Consider the following 15,106-nt stretch of genomic DNA (forward strand, 5'->3'; position numbering starts at 1 on the left):
GTTTGGCAATGGAGGCTAAACGGGAGAACTTCCCGAAATAAACCCCGGCTTATCGGCAACGAAAGAATGTCTGAATTCACATCGCCGCGCTGCTTCGCTATTGTCGGGCTCATGAATCGGCCAATGAATCGGTCAATGAACCGGTCAATGAACCGGCTCATCTGCCGGCCCATGTCTCGCGGCTTGCACCCACGCTCGCAGCCGCCGCCGCGAACTGCCGACCGGACTATCGACGGGGACTACCCACCACCCTGCCAGCGGGACCCTCACAGGACCAGCCCATGCAAGCGCTCATTTTCGACGTTGACGGCACACTCGCCGACACCGAAGCCGCTCATCGCAAGGCCTTCAACGCGGCCTTCGCCGAGGCCGGGCTGGACTGGCACTGGGACGAGCCGCTCTATACGCGGTTGCTTTCCGTCGCAGGCGGCAAGGAACGGCTGCTTCACTACTGGCGCATCACCGACCCTGAAGAGGCCGCGGGCTCGCGTGTGAGCGAAGTGATCGACGCCGTGCATGCCATCAAGACGCGCCACTACGCGGCGCTTCTGCGCGATGGCGGCCTGCCGCTGCGGCCCGGCATTGCGCGGCTCATCGATGAGGCCAACGCCGCCGGCGTGCCCGTGGCCATCGCCACCACCACGACGCCCGGCAATCTGGACGCGTTGCTCAGCACGCCGTTCGGCACCGACTGGCGCCACCGCTTCGCCGCCATCTGCGACGGCCACACCACGCCCGTGAAGAAGCCCGCGCCCGACGTCTACTTCGACGTGCTGCAACGGCTCGCCTTGAGCGGCAACGACTGCATCGCCTTCGAAGACTCGGTGAACGGCCTGCGTGCCGCCCGCGCCGCGCGCATTCCCACCATCGTGACGCCTACGGCCTACACGGCCCATCACGATTTCGACGACGCCTTGCGCGTGCTACCGCATCTGGGCGACCCGGATCAGCCGCTCGCGCTGCATGCCACGCACGAGCCGTGCACGATCGTCGATCTGGCCACGCTACGCCGCTGGCACGGCAACACGCTGTTCCCAGGCGCCGCGATCAGGCCCGCGAGCTTTGCCACGCCCGCTGGAATCACAGGCAACCCGGCGGTACGCCGATGAGCGGCCCGACACGTGCAGTGCTCGTCGATCTGGACGGCACGATGGTCGATACGGCGGCGGACATCGCCGCCGCCGTCAATTTCATGCTGGCCGAGTTCGGCGCCGAACCGCTGACGCTGGAGACGGTACGCGGTCTGATTGGCCGCGGCGTGCCGGCACTCGTGCGGCGCTCGCTCGAAGCTGCGCACCTCGACCGGCGTTTGAGCGCAGGGCGCGCCGAGCCCGTGTTTCACCACTACTACGCGCAGGTGAACGGGCGCCTCGGCACGGTCTATAGCGGCGTGACGGAAGGGCTCGCCGCGCTGAAGCGCGAGGGGTATGCGCTTGCCTGCGTCACCAACAAGCCGCGGTCGCTCGCGGCGCCGCTGCTTGCGCTGACGGGCCTCTCCCGCCACCTCGATGCCCTCGTGGCGGGCGACTCGATTCCCCACATGAAGCCCGCGCCCGAGCCGCTATGGCATGCGGCGGAACTGCTCGGCGCGGACGCCGCGAACGCGGTGCTCGTGGGCGACTCGCCCGTCGACGTAGCGGCCGCGCAGGCCGCGGGCATACCCGTCTTCATCGTCACCTACGGTTACGCAGGGCCGAACGGCGCGCAGGCCCTGCCTTGCGATGGACTCATCGATTCGTTCGAGATGTTGCCCGCGTTACTGGCGCGGGCGAGGGCAGTGTCGGAGCAGTAAGGGGCATTTCTCACGCCGACGCCGCATGTTTGCATGTCTATGCACTTCGCATCGCAATGCGAAGTGGTCCAGAACGAAAACTAAAGATTCGGACAATGCGGCCGTAATACGGGCGGTAAATCACAAGAGCCAGGGCCGGCCTCGGCCTCAAGGCGATCAACAATAACCGCTCACCGCACGAGGGATTTTCCATGCCCATTCGCCGCATGCGCCTGTTGCTTGCAGCGCCCGCCGTCTTGCTCGGCGCCTGTTCAATGGTTGCCCCGCCTTATTCCCCCTCTGTCGACAATATCGAGTCCCTGAAGAGCATGCCCGCTGCACATGCGCGGCTTGGCGAATTTTCTTCGACCCCGGGCCCGGCCAATTACTACCCCGTGCCGCTGCGCGCAGATTCAATGCGCTCGCCTGTCGGAAAGTCGTTCGGCGACTATCTGGCGGACGCAATGACCCGAGAACTCACGATGGCAGGCAAGCTCTCGCCGCAAAGCGACGTCGAAATCAAGGCCACCTTGATCACGAACGACATCGACGCAGGTCTTGCCCAAGGCGGCGCGAAACTCGCCGCGCGCTTCGTGGTGACGCGCAGTGGCGACATTCGCTACGACAACGTCGTAAGCGCGCAAACGCAATGGGATTCCGCATTCGCGGCCATGATCGCCGTACCGAAAGCGAGAGAGGAATATCCGATCGCCGTGCAGAAGCTGCTCGGTGCGCTATATGCCGACCCGGCCTTCCGCAAGGCAATCGATTAAGACGCCGCTTCGAGCTTTGAATACACCAACCACACGAACGAGGATTAAAACAATGACGATGATTCGCACCGTGGCCGTTGCCAGCCTGATCGCCGTGCTGTCCGGCTGCGCGCATGAAATTTCGTTGACGGGCGATCCCACCAGGCTGCCTGCACTCCAGACGGCGCCACTCGACAAGACCGTCGCGCTCGTCATCACCGACGATGAGGCCGGCCGCGAAGTCATTACGCCGGGCGGTGGCGGCGACAAGGTTAGCTATCACCCGTACCGCGATCTCGAGTTGCCGCTGTATGTCGGGTTGGGCCACGTGTTCAAGAACGTGACCAAACTGAAAGCTGCACCGGACGCCGAAACCATTCGCGCCAAGCATCTGGATTACGTGGTCGTGCCGACTATCGTGACGACGTCTTCGTCGCCGAGCCTCCTGACATGGCCGCCGACCGACTTTTCCGTCACGCTCACGTGCACGGTGACGGACCCGGCGGGCCAACAGGTTGTGACAGAGAAGGTCACGGGCACGGGCCACGCGGAATTCAGCGAATTCCGCCGCAACTTCGGCCTGGCAGCCCAACTGGCTACCGCGGACGCCGTCACGAAGCTGCAGGACTCGCTTGCAGGCGCGCCGGAATTGCATAAGTAACGCTGCGGCAAAGAGATATACGGCGGCCCGCACGGCTTCATGAGGCGATCATGAGTAACAGTGCAGGCCCGTCGCTTCGTTTGCAGGCCTTTCTCTTGCAGTCCGGCTGCAAACCTCGCCTAGAACGCGTGCCGCAACCCCACCGTCACCGCCACCTGCGTGCCGGTGGACGAAGGCGACAGCGTATTGATCATCGCTTCGCTCAGCACGGTGCCGGCCGGCGCACCGCGCACGTGTTGATAGACACTTTCCAGATAGACGTCGGTGCGCTTGCTGAGCGAGTAGTCGGTTTGCAGCATGACCGAATGCCACGCGGGATACGCGACCGTCGTGCCGCTGCCGTAAGCGCCATCCGTGTACGTGTAGGCCCCCGAAACGCTCCACGCCGGCGTGATCGCGTACTTGGCGTTCACCTCGTAGTTGTCGAGCCGCAGCGTTCCCGCGAGCGGCAGATAGCCGCCCGTGCCGAACGAGAACACGCCTGCCATGTTGTCGATCTGCGTGTGGCTCCAGACGAGCCCCACCGTTGCCGGCCCGAACGTGTAGTTGCCGCCCGCGCCCCAGATGCGCTGACGCTGCGCCACGAAGTTCGCGCTGCCGTCGCCCTGCGAAATCGCACCGTTCGGCGTGGTGCCCGTCACGCCGCCGCCCGCGTTGTTGAATTGCAGATAGCCCGCCGCGAGATTCACGGGGCCTTGTGCCCATGAGAGCGCGAAGCCGTAGGCGCGGTTGTCCGCGAATGCGCCCGCCTTGTTGCTGAACGCGTACATGCCTTCGAAGGTCGCGCCGTAGAACGTGGGGCTCGTGTACTTCACCGCGTTGTTGATCACGACGGAATTGGCCGCGAGATTGTCGTTCTCGAACGGATGCGCAGCCATGTTGCCGCCCCAGGTGTTGGCCTCCGCGGAGAGCGGTCCGAGCAGGTCGTTGACCACGTCGAACTGGCGGCCGAACGTGAGCGAACCATACGGATCGCTTTGCAGCCCCACCCACGCCTGCGAACCGAAGCCGTCGCCGGGGAACGCCTGGGTGCCGTTGTTCAGGTTGAAGCCCTGCTCCAGCTTGAAGTTGGCATGCAGGCCGCCGCCCAGGTCTTCCGAGCCTTTCAGGCCGAACACGGTGTTCTGCGTGGAACTCGTCGCCATCTGCCAGGCGCTGTGGCCGCCCTGGTTGTTCGTGTAGGTGAGCCCGGTGTCGATGAGACCATACAGGGTCACACTGCTTTGCGCGTGCGCGCAAGCGGCAAAGGCGCCGGTGAGTGTCAACGTCAGCAAGGTTTTCTTCATGCTTTCAAGCTCCGTTTTGATCTTGGCAAATTCTGGCGGACTTTCATGGATAGCGCCGGCCATGCCGCAAACAAGGGCATGCCATTGCACCAGTTCGAAACCGCGTGCGACGCAGTGGTGAAGCAGAGGCTGTGACAACACGGAACGTGTGGCCACGAGCCGACGAACACGCGGTATCGAACGCAAGGTTCGCACCAGCTTCGCGAACGGCGATTGCAGTGACGGGCTTGAAAGGAAGAGCAGGTACGTGGGCACTTTACGAAACGAAACGTAGATGACGTTTCGCTTCCTCGCGGCTTGCTTGCTGCTTGCCGCATGCTTGCTGCTACTGATCGCGTGAATTCAGCAGATGCGCGGCAACTGCTCGCCGCTCAGCATGTCGAGTTCGCGTGCGCCGCCCAGGGCGTTGAGCCGCACGGCAGGGCGGTTGTTGTGCACGGCCTCCACGCGTCCTATCACTGTCGCGCGCGGATCGAAGCGGCGCAGCACGTCCACCGTGCGGCTCGCTTCATCGGCAGGCGTGAACGCGACGAAGCGCCCCTCGTTGGCTACGTAGAGCGGATCGAGCCCAAGCAGTTCGCATGCGCCGCGCACAGGGTCCAGCACGGGAATGGCGGCTTCGGCGAGATCGATCACAACGTTCGCGGCGTCCGCAATTTCGATGAGCCCCGTTGCGAGACCGCCGCGCGTGAGGTCGCGCAGACAGTGCAGTTCGACACCCGCGTCGATGAGTGCGAGCACGGTGGCCGCAAGCGGCGCGCAATCGCTCGCGAGTTCCGTTTCGAAGCCCAACCCCTCGCGCACCGCGAGAATCGCAATGCCGTGGCGGCCAATATCGCCGCTCAGAATCACGGCGTCGCCGGCGCGAACGCGTTGCGGCACCACAGGAGCAGGCGCGCGAATCAGGCCGACGCCCGATGTGTTGACGTACAGCCCGTCGCCCTTGCCGCGCTCCACCACTTTCGTGTCGCCGGTCACGATGCGCACGTTCGCGGCAAGCGCCGCCGCGCGCATCGATTCGACCACCCGTTGCAGCGTAGCGAGCGCGAAGCCTTCTTCGATCACGAGCCCCACGCTCAAATAACGCGGCTCGGCACCGCACATCGCAAGGTCGTTCACGGTGCCGTTGACGGCGAGCGATCCGATGTCTCCGCCCGGAAAGAACAGCGGGCGCACGACGTAGGAATCCGTGGTGAAGGCAAGCCGTGCGCCGCCGGCGTCGAATGTCGCGCCGTCGTGCGTGAAGTCTTCGTCGCACGTCGCGAATGCGGGACGAAAGAGCCTCTCGATCAGTTCACGGGTAAGACGCCCTCCGCCGCCGTGCGCGAGTTCCACGACGTCTTTGCTGCTTGCAGGCATCGGGCAGGATGCCGAAAGAAAGGACGATTCGCTCATAGGGTGTCGGTCACCTTGTGCATTTCATGTCCGGTCGCAGGCAGGCTATCGCCCGCGCGCCGATAGCGGTAATACGCGGCACATACACCCTCGGACGACACCATCGTTGCCCCCAGTGGATGCTCCGGCGTGCAGCGTGTGCCGAATGCGGGGCAATCGCAGGGCTTGCGCCGGCCGCGCAGCAAATCGCCTGCGATGCATTCGCCCGCGTGTTCTTCGGGCACGGCGAGGTCCGCAAAGCGCGTCAGTGCGTCGTAGCGCCGATAGCGCGGCGCAAGCCCAAGGCCGCTCGCGGGAATCTCGCCCAGGCCGCGCCAGCGCTGCGCCTGCACGCTGAAGACCTGCGCCACGGCGGCGCGCGCCGCCGTGTTGCCCTCGCGTCGCACCGCGCGGCTGTAGGCGTTCTCCACCTTCGCCTCGCCGGCTTCGAGTTGCCGGATGCAGAGGTAGAGCCCTTGCAGCAGATCGACAGGCTCGAAGCCCGTCACCACGATGGGAATGTGATGCCGCTGCGCGAGCGGCTCGTAATCGGCGTAACCCATCACCGTGCACACGTGGCCGGCTGCGAGAAAACCGTTCACGCCGTTGTCCGGCTCCGTGAGTATCGCTTCGATGGCGGGCGGCACGAGCACGTGCGAGACGAGCAGACAGAAGTTCGCCAGTTGCTCGCGTTCGGCCTGAAGCACGGCCATCGCCGTGGCCGGCGCGGTGGTCTCGAAGCCGATGGCAAAGAACACCACCACACGTTCAGGATGACTACGCGCCAGCACCACGGCGTCGAGCGGCGAATAGACGATGCGCACGTCCGCGCCATGCGCCCTCGCTGTCAGCAGGCTGCCGCTTTCACCCGGTACGCGCAGCATGTCGCCGAACGAGCAGAAGATCACTTCGGGCCGGCTGGCTAATTCGATGGCAGTGTCGATCATGCCCGCAGGCGTGACGCATACGGGACAACCAGGGCCGTGCAGCAGCGCGATGCCTGGCGGCAGCATGCGATCGATACTGTGCCGCACGATGGAATGCGTCTGCCCGCCGCAGATTTCCATGATGGTCCAGTGGCGCGTGGCGAGCTTCGCAATGGCATCCGCATAGTGGCGCGCCGCCGCTGGATCGCGCCATTCGTCGACGTGCTTCATGCCTCGCGCTCCCCTGCATCGAGGTCGGCAAGCGATTCGAGCGAGGCCAGCGTCTTCAGCGCCTCGGCCTCGTCGATCACTGCAATCGCGAAACCCGCGTGCACGAGCACATAGTGGCCAGGCATCGCCTCGGGCACGTAGGCCAGGTTCACCACTTTCACGATGCCGCCGAAATCGACGCGGCCCTGGCGCATGAGCGGGTCGCCGCCATCGGCGGTAAGAATCTGGCCTGGAACGGCGAGGCACATCAGCGTTTCTCCTCGTGCTTTGCATCGAGCACATTCAGTGCCGTCGCCACGAACAATGCCTGGCCTACCGCGAGCCCGCCATCATTCGGCGGCACGCGGCCATGCGTGGACGCTTCGAAGCGGGCATTTCGCAAACGTGCCAGCGCGTGCGAGGCAAGGCGTTCGTTCTGAAAACAGCCACCGGTAAGCAACACATGGCGTGTACCAACGAGCGAGACGGCCCGCGCCACGACATCCGCAATGAGGTGCGCAAGGGCATCGTGGAAGGCCGCGGCGAGCGTGGCGGCATCGATGTTCGCTTCACGCGCTTCGACGAGCGAGGCCAGTGTTGGCGCCCAGTCAGCCACGAGCGTGCCGCTGTTCGCGGTGGTTCGCAGCACAGCGGGCGCAAGCACGAAGGCGTGCGACGACCGGCTCGCCGCCGCTTCCAGCCCAAGCGCGGCTTCGCCTTCGAAGCTGCTGCGCCGGCCTAGGCCAAGCATGGACGACACCGCATCGAACAGCCTGCCGGCACTCGACGTAAGCGGCGCCTGCACGCCGCGCGCGAGCATGACACTGAACACGCGCCGAGCCTCGGGCGTCGCGTCTGCAACCGGTGGCAACGAGCGCTTCGACCACATCGCCTCTCCGAACACGGCGTGCAACGCGCCAAGTGCGGCACGATCCGGCTCGCGCATCGCGGCTTCGCCGCCCGGCAAGCGGAACGGCAGCAAATGCGCCACGCGACGATAAACGTAACCGTTCCGGTTACGCTCTACCACAATGAACTCTCCGCCCCACACGGTACCGTCGCCGCCGTCACCGCTGCCGTCCCAGGCGATGCCGAGCACAGGTTCCGCCGCCAGGCCGCGGTCCGCCATAGCGGCGAGCACGTGCGCGACGTGATGCGGCACGCGCCGCACCTCGCCCGCAAGCTTCGCAGCGAACTGCGTGCTGTAGTAATCGGGATGTGCGTCGCACGCAATGGCCGGTGACTGCATCGGGAACAGCTGCAGCATGTCGTCCATTCCACGCGCGAACGCTGCGCGCGCCGCGCTGCCGTCAAGGTCGCCGATATGCGGACCCAGCACGATCTGGCCTGCTGCTGCCGCTGCCATTGCGCTCTTGCCATGACCGCCCAGCGCGAGCACGGGGGATACGCCGCGTTGATTCACGGCAGGCATCGAGAGCACGAGCGGTGCATAACCCCGCGCGTGCCGAAGAACGACGGGTTCGTCTGCAATGACACGCACCACCGAATCATCCACGCGATGCACGATGGGACGGTCGTGCACCAGAAACAGGTCGGCCACGCCCCGAAGTTGCTGCACAGCCTCGCGCTCGTCACAGAGAATCGGCTCGCCGCTCAGGTTACCGCTCGTGGCAACGATGGGAAAACCGAGTTGCTGCACCAGCAAGTGATGCAGCGGCGTGTACGGCAACATGATGCCGAGCCAGGGAAGCGAAGGCGCCACGGAAGGCGCGAGGCCTGCCCTTTCTTCGCGAGCCCGCAGCAGCACGATGGGCGCGGCTGCCGAGCGCAGCAACGCCGCTTCCGTTGTGCCGATAGGCGCGAGTGCCGCCGCTGCGTCAAAGTCCGGCACCATGATGGCGAACGGCTTCGACGGCCGGCCCTTGCGTTCGCGCAGCAAGCGCACTGCTGTGTCGTTGCGGGCATCCACGAGCAACTGGAAACCGCCCAGACCCTTCATCGCCACGATGGCGCCTGCGCGCAGCGCATCGGCGGCACGGGTCAGCGCATCGTCACCCGTGCAGGTTGGGTGCCCGCCTGCATCGAGCAGCGCAAGCCGAGGGCCACATTGCGCACACGCATTGGTCTGCGCATGAAAGCGCCGCGATAGAGGGTCGTCGTATTCGGCCTGACACGCGGCGCACATCGTGAAGCGCCGCATGGCGGTGCGTTCGCGATCGTACGGCGCGCGCTCAATCAGGCTGAAACGCGGGCCACAATGCACGCACGTCGTGAACGGATAGCGGTAGCGGCGGTTGGCGGGGTCGCTTATCTCGTCGAGACATGCGGCGCACGTCGCGAGATCGGGCGGCACGGCGGCGAACTGCGTGCGTTCGTGCGTGCTGGCAGCAATCGCGAATGCCTCGGCGCCGCAAGGCGCGATGCGTTCGATCCGGCGTTCGCGCACCTGTGCCGGGGGCTGCAATTCCGTATCGAACCGCGCAAGGAACCGTTCCAGCGCGAGCGCATCGCCCTCCACTTCGATCACTGCGCCGTCGCCCGTATTGCGCACGAATCCGCGCAGGCCTTCGCTCACCGCGAGCCGATGCACGAACGGACGAAAGCCCACGCCCTGCACGGCGCCTGTCGCGGTGATGCGCAAGCGCATCGCTGCGTTGGCTTCGTTTGCGCAAGCGAACGCGCGCAGCGGGCCGTTCACGGAGCCTCGCTCCGCTCGTCGGGCACGTTCAGCGCCACGCTTTGCAGCACCACGTGCAATGCATTCGGGTCCGCGGCATCGTGCGAGGTGACGATGTTCAGCGTCGCCTGTTCGGCCAGCGTGCCGCGCACCTCTTCGTCGAAATGCTCGCGAAAATGCTCGGGCGAAAACTGGCTCAGCGCACCGAGCCAGACGTGCACTTCGCTCACGCTCTCCGCGTCTGCTTCGAGTGCGGCGGCCACCACGCGACGCACGAGGTCGCGCACGATTCCCGTCTCATGCATCGAATGCCTCCCTGGGCGGGCGATTCGCGCCACGCAATCGCTCCACCTCGGCTATCACCAGGCTCGCCGCTTCGGGAACGGCTGCCGCCACCGCGGGCGTAACGGGCGCACCCACGTCGAAACACGCGCCTTCAATGGCGAACACCACGATGTCTTTCGGCGCGACGCCCAGCGCTTCGGCCAGTGCGATGGCGTCCGCCAATCCGAACGCATGGCTCGACGCGAACGGCATTTCGCGCGGCAGCGCCTGCGTGGCCAGATCGAGCCGCCGGATGCGACCGGGCTCGCCCATTGGCGCGGCAGCGTCGATGCAGATCAACGCGTCGATGCCGCCCATGTCGTCGCCCAGATTCATCATGTCGCCGCCGCGCGTGAGCAGCGAGACGTCGGCGGGCAAACGCCCCGCCAGTGCCGCGGCGACGAGTGCGCCAACACCGTCGTCGCCGCGATCGGCGTTGCCGATACCGATCACGCGCACGGTGCGCGCGGGCGCATGTATTTCTGCCGCGTTCGTCATGACCGCTCCACCGATAACTTGAGAAAGTGCGCCGAGCACGAAATACAGGGGTCGTAGTTGCGGATGCTGCGTTCGCAGTGGTCGCGTATCACGTCGTCCGAAGCGTCGATCACGGACTGCGCCACGGCCGCGAGATCCGCTTCGATGCTCGGCTGGTTCTGCGACGTAGGCGGAACGATGCGCGCATCCAGCACGGTGCCTTGGGCGTCGAACGTGTAGCGGTGCCAGCAGATGCCACGCGGCGCCTCGGTACAGCCGAAGCCCGTGCCTGCGCGCGGCTCGGCGGGCACGGCGGAAAGCGGCGGCGGCTCGTACGCCGCGATCAGGCGCAATGCTTCTTCACACGCGTAGACCAGTTCGACGGCTCGCACCACGATGCTTTTGAACGGATTGCGGCATACCGATTCAAGCCCGGCCTCGGCGGCAAGCTCGCGTACCGCGGGCGGCAGGCGGTTGAAATTCAGTGCGTAACGGGCGAGCGGCCCTACCAGATAGGCGCCGCGCTCCTTCACGAATGCGTGCAGCGCGGTGGAGTGCGAAACGTGGCGCTCTTCAAACGCGCTCTCGAATGCATCGATGCCGATGTCGATACCCTTGCTCGATACGATTCGCCCTTCGTTGAAGGGGTATTCGTCGCGGTGACGCAGTGCGACGAATTCGTAGTCGCACTCGTAGTCCGGGAAGGCAAACGTCGCGACCCAGCGGGCGAGATCGACTGCACTGTCGCGCGCGCGTTTCAGGCTTTCGGCCACGGGCGCCAGTTCGGCTTTGCGAGGCACGCGATGAAAGCCGCCCACCTTGACGTTGACCGGATGAATCTCGCGGCCGCCCAGCACGCGCATCAACTCGTTGCCGGCCTTCTTCAACGCGAGGCCTTTGCGCACCACGTCGCCATGCTCGCGCGCCATCGCGATGGCATCGGGAAAGCCGAGGAAGTCCGGTGCGTGCAGCATGACCACGTGCAACGCGTGACTTTCGATCCATTCGCCGCAGTAGAGCAGCCGGCGCAACGCACGCAGTTGCCCTTCTACACGAACGCCGAATGCGTTCTCGATGGCGTGGACCGCGCTCATTTGATACGCCACGGGACAGATGCCGCAAATGCGCGCCACGATGTCCGGCGTCTCGGCATAGCCCCGGCCGCGCAGCATCGCCTCGAAGAAGCGCGGCGGCTCGAAGATGTTGAGCCGCGCCTCGCTCACCTTGCCGTTGCGGATGCGCAGATCGAGCGCGCCTTCGCCTTCCACGCGAGCCAGGTAATCCACGCGGATCGTCTTAGTCGCCATGACGTTCGCTCTCCTCGCGGAACGGTTCGGCTGCGGCATTGAATGTGCGCAGCGCACGCTGGATATCGCGCGGCCTTGCGCCCAGCGCCCGCCACTCGCGCGAAAGCGCCGGCATGTTGGGCGTTTCCATCGGACCGTAGCAGCCGTAACAGCCGCGCCGATACGAAGGACAGATCGCGCCGCAGCCCGCATGCGTAACGGGCCCGAGACACGGCGTGCCCTGCACCATCACGCAGACGTTGCCGCGCTGCTTGCATTCGATGCACACGCTGTGCGCCGCGATGGCGGGCTTGCGTCCCGCCAGATACGCGCTGATCACTTCGAGCAACTGCACCTTGTTGATGGGGCAGCCGTGCAGTTCGTAATCCACGCGCACGTGCGCCGAGATGGGCGTGGAAGTGGCAAGCGTGCTGATGTAGCTGGGCCGCGCGTAGACAGCGGCAATGAAGGCATCGACGTCCGCGAAGTTGCGCAGGGCCTGAATGCCGCCCGCCGTTGCGCACGCGCCAATCGTGACCAGGTATTTCGACTGTTTGCGCACGTCCTGAATGCGCTTCGCGTCATGTTCGGTGGTGATGGACCCTTCCACGAGCGAGAGATCGTAAGGACCGCGCACAACAGCGCTGGACGCTTCGCTGAAGTTCGCGATTTCCACGGCGTCGGCCAGTGCGAGCAGTTCGTCCTCGCAATCGAGCAGCGACAACTGGCAGCCATCGCACGAGGCGAACTTCCACACCGCGAGGCGAGGACGTTTGTTCGTTGCGCTGCGCGGCGGGTTGGCGTCGGCGTTCATCTCATACCTCCCGCACGGCGAGATAGCGCGCAATCGTGTCGTAGCGCATGACGGGACCGTCCTTGCAGACGAACGTGGGGCCGAACTGGCAGTGGCCGCACAGGCCGACCGCGCATTTCATGTTGCGCTCCATCGAAAGATAGATGCCCGTGTCCGGCACGCCGCGCTCGCGCAGCGCGTTCGCGGTGAAGCGCATCATCACCTCGGGACCGCATACCAGCGCCGTGGTGTCGCGCGGATCGAACGCGGCGCGCGCGATGAGCGCCGGCATCACGCCGACGTGGCCGAACCACTGCGCATCCGCGTGATCGACGATCACTTCCACGCTGATGTCGAAGCGCTGCCGCCACCGCTCCAGCTCGCGGCGATACAGCATGCCCGCGGGATTGCGGCAGCCGAACAGAATCGTGACGCGCCCATAGCGGCTGCGATTCGCGAGGATGTCGTAGATGGCGGGACGCAGCGGTGCAAGCCCCAGGCCGCCCGCTGCAATGACCACGTCTGTTCCCGCGGCTGCCTGCATCGGCCAGCCCGCACCGAAAGGGCCGCGCACACCGAGCGTCGCGCCGGCTGCGAGTTGTGCGAGCGCATGGCTCACGGCGCCCACGTCGCGAATGGTGTGCACGAACGCGCCTTGTGCCGCCGGGTCGCCGCTCATGCTGATGGCCGCTTCGCCCACGCCGAACGCGTAGAGCATGTTGAACTGGCCTGGCGCGAACGCAGGCCGCGCGCGCGCGAGCGGCTGGAGTTCGAGCGTCACGACGTCAGGCAGTTCTTTGTGCCGCGCCGCCACGCGATACGCCTGCGGCACGAATGGATCGAATGCATCGCACGTACTGGGCGCAAGCGTGGCCGACGTCAGGCGAGCGTCATCGTTTTCCATAGACGTCGAGAATCTGCAGGCGGGTGGCGTGAAGCCGTTTCGTGAGAATCGGCAGGAAGCGCTTCATCATCTCGTAGCCGAGGTCGTGATCGGCCTCGCACTTGCCGCGCAGACAGGCGGCGTTGATGCCCACCGCGCGCGTGAGCGCCATGGCGCGTGCGTCGAACATCCAGCGGTACGGCGGCACGAGCCACGAGGCACCGATAATCTCGCCGTCGCCCAGCGTCTCGAACACCACCGGAGCCTGCCCCGGCGCCGATATTTCGAGCGCGGCGCGGCCGTGGCGAATGAGATAGAACTCGTCGGCGCTATCGCCTTCGTGAAAGAGGTAGTCGCCCGTGTCGAAGCGGCAATTGCGCGCGCAGCCCGCCACCAGTTGCAGATGCGCGGGCGCAAACCCGGCGAAAAACGCATGCTCGCCGAGAATCTGCTCAAGGCCTTCCATTGCCGTCTCCATTGGCCTGCCCTGCGGTGCTCGTGGCGCCCGGTGTGGCCTGAATGGCCGCCACTTCCTCCGTGATGTCGATGCCCACCGGGCACCACGTAATGCAGCGCCCGCAGCCGACACAGCCCGAGGTGCCGAACTGGTCGATCCAGCCCGCCAGCTTGTGCGTGAGCCACTGGCGGTAGCGCGCCTCGCCGGACTGCCGCACGCTGCCGCCATGCAGCCACGAGAAATCCAGCGTGAAGCACGAATCCCATTTGCGTACGCGCTCGGCTGTGGTGCCCGCCAGGTCGGTGTGGTCCTCCACCGTCGTGCAGAAGCACGTGGGGCACACCATCGTGCAGTTGCCGCAACTGAGGCACCGGTCGCCCACTTCGGCCCAGCGCGGATGACGCAGGTTCTCTTGCAGAAGCGGCTTGAGATTGTCCGTCCGCATGGTGCGGCCCATCTGCCGCGCGGTGCGCGCGACCACGGCATGGGCCACGTCGAGTTCCGCAGACGTTGCCTCGCGGTGCGGAAGTTGCGCAAGCAGTTCGGCGCCTGCCGCACTGCCGGTCTCGACGACGAAGCGGCCGCTCGTGCCGTCCACTGCGGCAGGCAGTTCGGTGAGCGCGAGGTCGAAGCCCCCGGTCGCCTTCGGTCCGGTTTGCATCGACGCGCAAAAGCACGTCCCGCCCGCCTGCGAACAGTTCACGGCCACGATGAAGGCATCGCGCCGCCGTAACGCGTAGCCGCGATCCACCCATGAGCCTTCCAGGAAGACGCGGTCCTGTATCGCGATGGCATGCAGTTCGCAGGCGCGCACGCCGATGAAGGCGAATTTCTGCGGCGCGCGTTCGTTAGACCCGTCGGACCCTTCGAACGCGTTGGCCTCGCCCGGCTCGACAAACGCGAGACCCGTGCTGTCTTTGCGCACCGTGAAGAGCCGCTCGACGGGCGGATGCAGAAACTGTTTCCATGAATGCGGACCCACCGCGAAGCCGAAGAGCGCCTGGTCGGTGCGGCGCTCCAGCTCGTAGCGCCCAGGCGCCTGGTAGTCGGTCCAGCCTGCGGGCAGGTCGTCGACGCTGGCAATGTCGTCGTAGACGATGGCGTCGTCGCGCACGGTGGGTCCGATCACGCGGTACGCGCGTGCGGCGAGGGCCTGGATGAGCGCCGTCAGGCCCTTCGCGTCGAGCATGGCAGGCGGGCGATGTGCGAACGATGACGAGGTCATGCGGAAGCACCTGTGAAGGGAGTGGACGTGCGCCTTCGAAAGA

16 protein-coding genes are annotated in these 15,106 nt (G+C 65.7%); 4 read left to right on the forward strand and 12 right to left on the reverse strand.

Annotation, left to right across the window (positions count from 1 at the left end):
- Window positions 1–281: 281 nt before the first annotated feature.
- The 4 genes from PKKP23_RS00385 (at window position 282) to PKKP23_RS00400 (ending at window position 3,184) form a co-directional block, all read left to right on the forward strand.
- On the forward strand, window positions 282–1,109 hold the full coding sequence (locus PKKP23_RS00385) for an HAD family hydrolase (RefSeq protein WP_126875374.1): 828 nt from the start codon (window positions 282–284) through the stop codon (window positions 1,107–1,109).
- On the forward strand, window positions 1,106–1,792 hold the full coding sequence (gene gph / locus PKKP23_RS00390; protein ID WP_126875375.1) for a phosphoglycolate phosphatase: 687 nt from the start codon (window positions 1,106–1,108) through the stop codon (window positions 1,790–1,792). The genes PKKP23_RS00385 and gph overlap by 4 nt, the downstream gene beginning before the upstream one ends.
- A 308-nt stretch (window positions 1,793–2,100) precedes the next feature.
- Window positions 2,101–2,544: a hypothetical protein gene (locus PKKP23_RS00395; protein ID WP_240658656.1), complete on the forward strand. Its 444-nt coding sequence runs from the start codon at window positions 2,101–2,103 to the stop codon at window positions 2,542–2,544.
- Window positions 2,545–2,596: 52 nt separating this feature from the next.
- The gene (locus PKKP23_RS00400) at window positions 2,597–3,184 is read left to right on the forward strand and encodes a hypothetical protein (RefSeq protein WP_126875377.1); all 588 of its coding nucleotides are present in this window, start codon (window positions 2,597–2,599) and stop codon (window positions 3,182–3,184) included.
- Window positions 3,185–3,303: 119 nt separating this feature from the next.
- Here PKKP23_RS00400 and PKKP23_RS00405 read toward each other — a convergent pair whose 3' ends face one another.
- The 12 genes from PKKP23_RS00405 to PKKP23_RS00460 form a co-directional block, all read right to left on the reverse strand.
- A complete protein-coding gene (locus PKKP23_RS00405) occupies window positions 3,304–4,470 on the reverse strand; it encodes a porin (RefSeq protein WP_026121423.1) in 1,167 nt (388 codons plus the stop codon).
- Between the two features lie 342 nt (window positions 4,471–4,812).
- The gene (gene hypE, locus PKKP23_RS00410; protein WP_126875378.1) at window positions 4,813–5,865 is read right to left on the reverse strand and encodes a hydrogenase expression/formation protein HypE; all 1,053 of its coding nucleotides are present in this window, start codon (window positions 5,863–5,865) and stop codon (window positions 4,813–4,815) included.
- Window positions 5,862–7,001: a hydrogenase formation protein HypD gene (hypD, locus tag PKKP23_RS00415; RefSeq protein WP_126875379.1), complete on the reverse strand. Its 1,140-nt coding sequence runs from the start codon at window positions 6,999–7,001 to the stop codon at window positions 5,862–5,864. The genes hypE and hypD overlap by 4 nt, the downstream gene beginning before the upstream one ends.
- Window positions 6,998–7,249 (reverse strand): HypC/HybG/HupF family hydrogenase formation chaperone, encoded by a 252-nt coding sequence (locus tag PKKP23_RS00420; protein WP_126875380.1) that lies wholly within the window; start codon window positions 7,247–7,249, stop codon window positions 6,998–7,000. The genes hypD and PKKP23_RS00420 overlap by 4 nt, the downstream gene beginning before the upstream one ends.
- On the reverse strand, window positions 7,249–9,639 hold the full coding sequence (gene hypF / locus PKKP23_RS00425) for a carbamoyltransferase HypF (protein WP_205702988.1): 2,391 nt from the start codon (window positions 9,637–9,639) through the stop codon (window positions 7,249–7,251). Before hypF ends, PKKP23_RS00420 begins: the two co-directional genes overlap by 1 nt.
- Entirely contained in the window at window positions 9,636–9,923 is a 288-nt protein-coding gene (locus PKKP23_RS00430) for a hydrogenase maturation nickel metallochaperone HypA (protein ID WP_042300827.1), read from the reverse strand. Before PKKP23_RS00430 ends, hypF begins: the two co-directional genes overlap by 4 nt.
- Entirely contained in the window at window positions 9,916–10,440 is a 525-nt protein-coding gene (locus PKKP23_RS00435; protein ID WP_126875381.1) for a hydrogenase maturation protease, read from the reverse strand. Before PKKP23_RS00435 ends, PKKP23_RS00430 begins: the two co-directional genes overlap by 8 nt.
- Entirely contained in the window at window positions 10,437–11,726 is a 1,290-nt protein-coding gene (locus tag PKKP23_RS00440) for a Ni/Fe hydrogenase subunit alpha (RefSeq protein ID WP_126875382.1), read from the reverse strand. The genes PKKP23_RS00435 and PKKP23_RS00440 overlap by 4 nt, the downstream gene beginning before the upstream one ends.
- Window positions 11,716–12,519, reverse strand: a complete 804-nt coding sequence (locus tag PKKP23_RS00445; protein ID WP_017774732.1) for an NADH-quinone oxidoreductase subunit B family protein — start codon at window positions 12,517–12,519, stop codon at window positions 11,716–11,718. Before PKKP23_RS00445 ends, PKKP23_RS00440 begins: the two co-directional genes overlap by 11 nt.
- 1 nt (window position 12,520) lies before the next feature.
- Window positions 12,521–13,402 (reverse strand): FAD/NAD(P)-binding protein, encoded by an 882-nt coding sequence (locus PKKP23_RS00450; RefSeq protein WP_126875383.1) that lies wholly within the window; start codon window positions 13,400–13,402, stop codon window positions 12,521–12,523.
- Window positions 13,389–13,847, reverse strand: a complete 459-nt coding sequence (locus tag PKKP23_RS00455) for a cyclic nucleotide-binding domain-containing protein (protein ID WP_017774730.1) — start codon at window positions 13,845–13,847, stop codon at window positions 13,389–13,391. The genes PKKP23_RS00450 and PKKP23_RS00455 overlap by 14 nt, the downstream gene beginning before the upstream one ends.
- A complete protein-coding gene (locus tag PKKP23_RS00460; protein ID WP_126875384.1) occupies window positions 13,834–15,063 on the reverse strand; it encodes a 4Fe-4S dicluster domain-containing protein in 1,230 nt (409 codons plus the stop codon). The genes PKKP23_RS00455 and PKKP23_RS00460 overlap by 14 nt, the downstream gene beginning before the upstream one ends.
- Between the last annotated feature and the right edge of the window lie 43 nt (window positions 15,064–15,106).

This window comes from Paraburkholderia kururiensis JCM 10599 = LMG 19447 (genome assembly GCF_003986935.1).
Taxonomy (GTDB): Bacteria; Pseudomonadota; Gammaproteobacteria; order Burkholderiales; family Burkholderiaceae; genus Paraburkholderia; species Paraburkholderia kururiensis.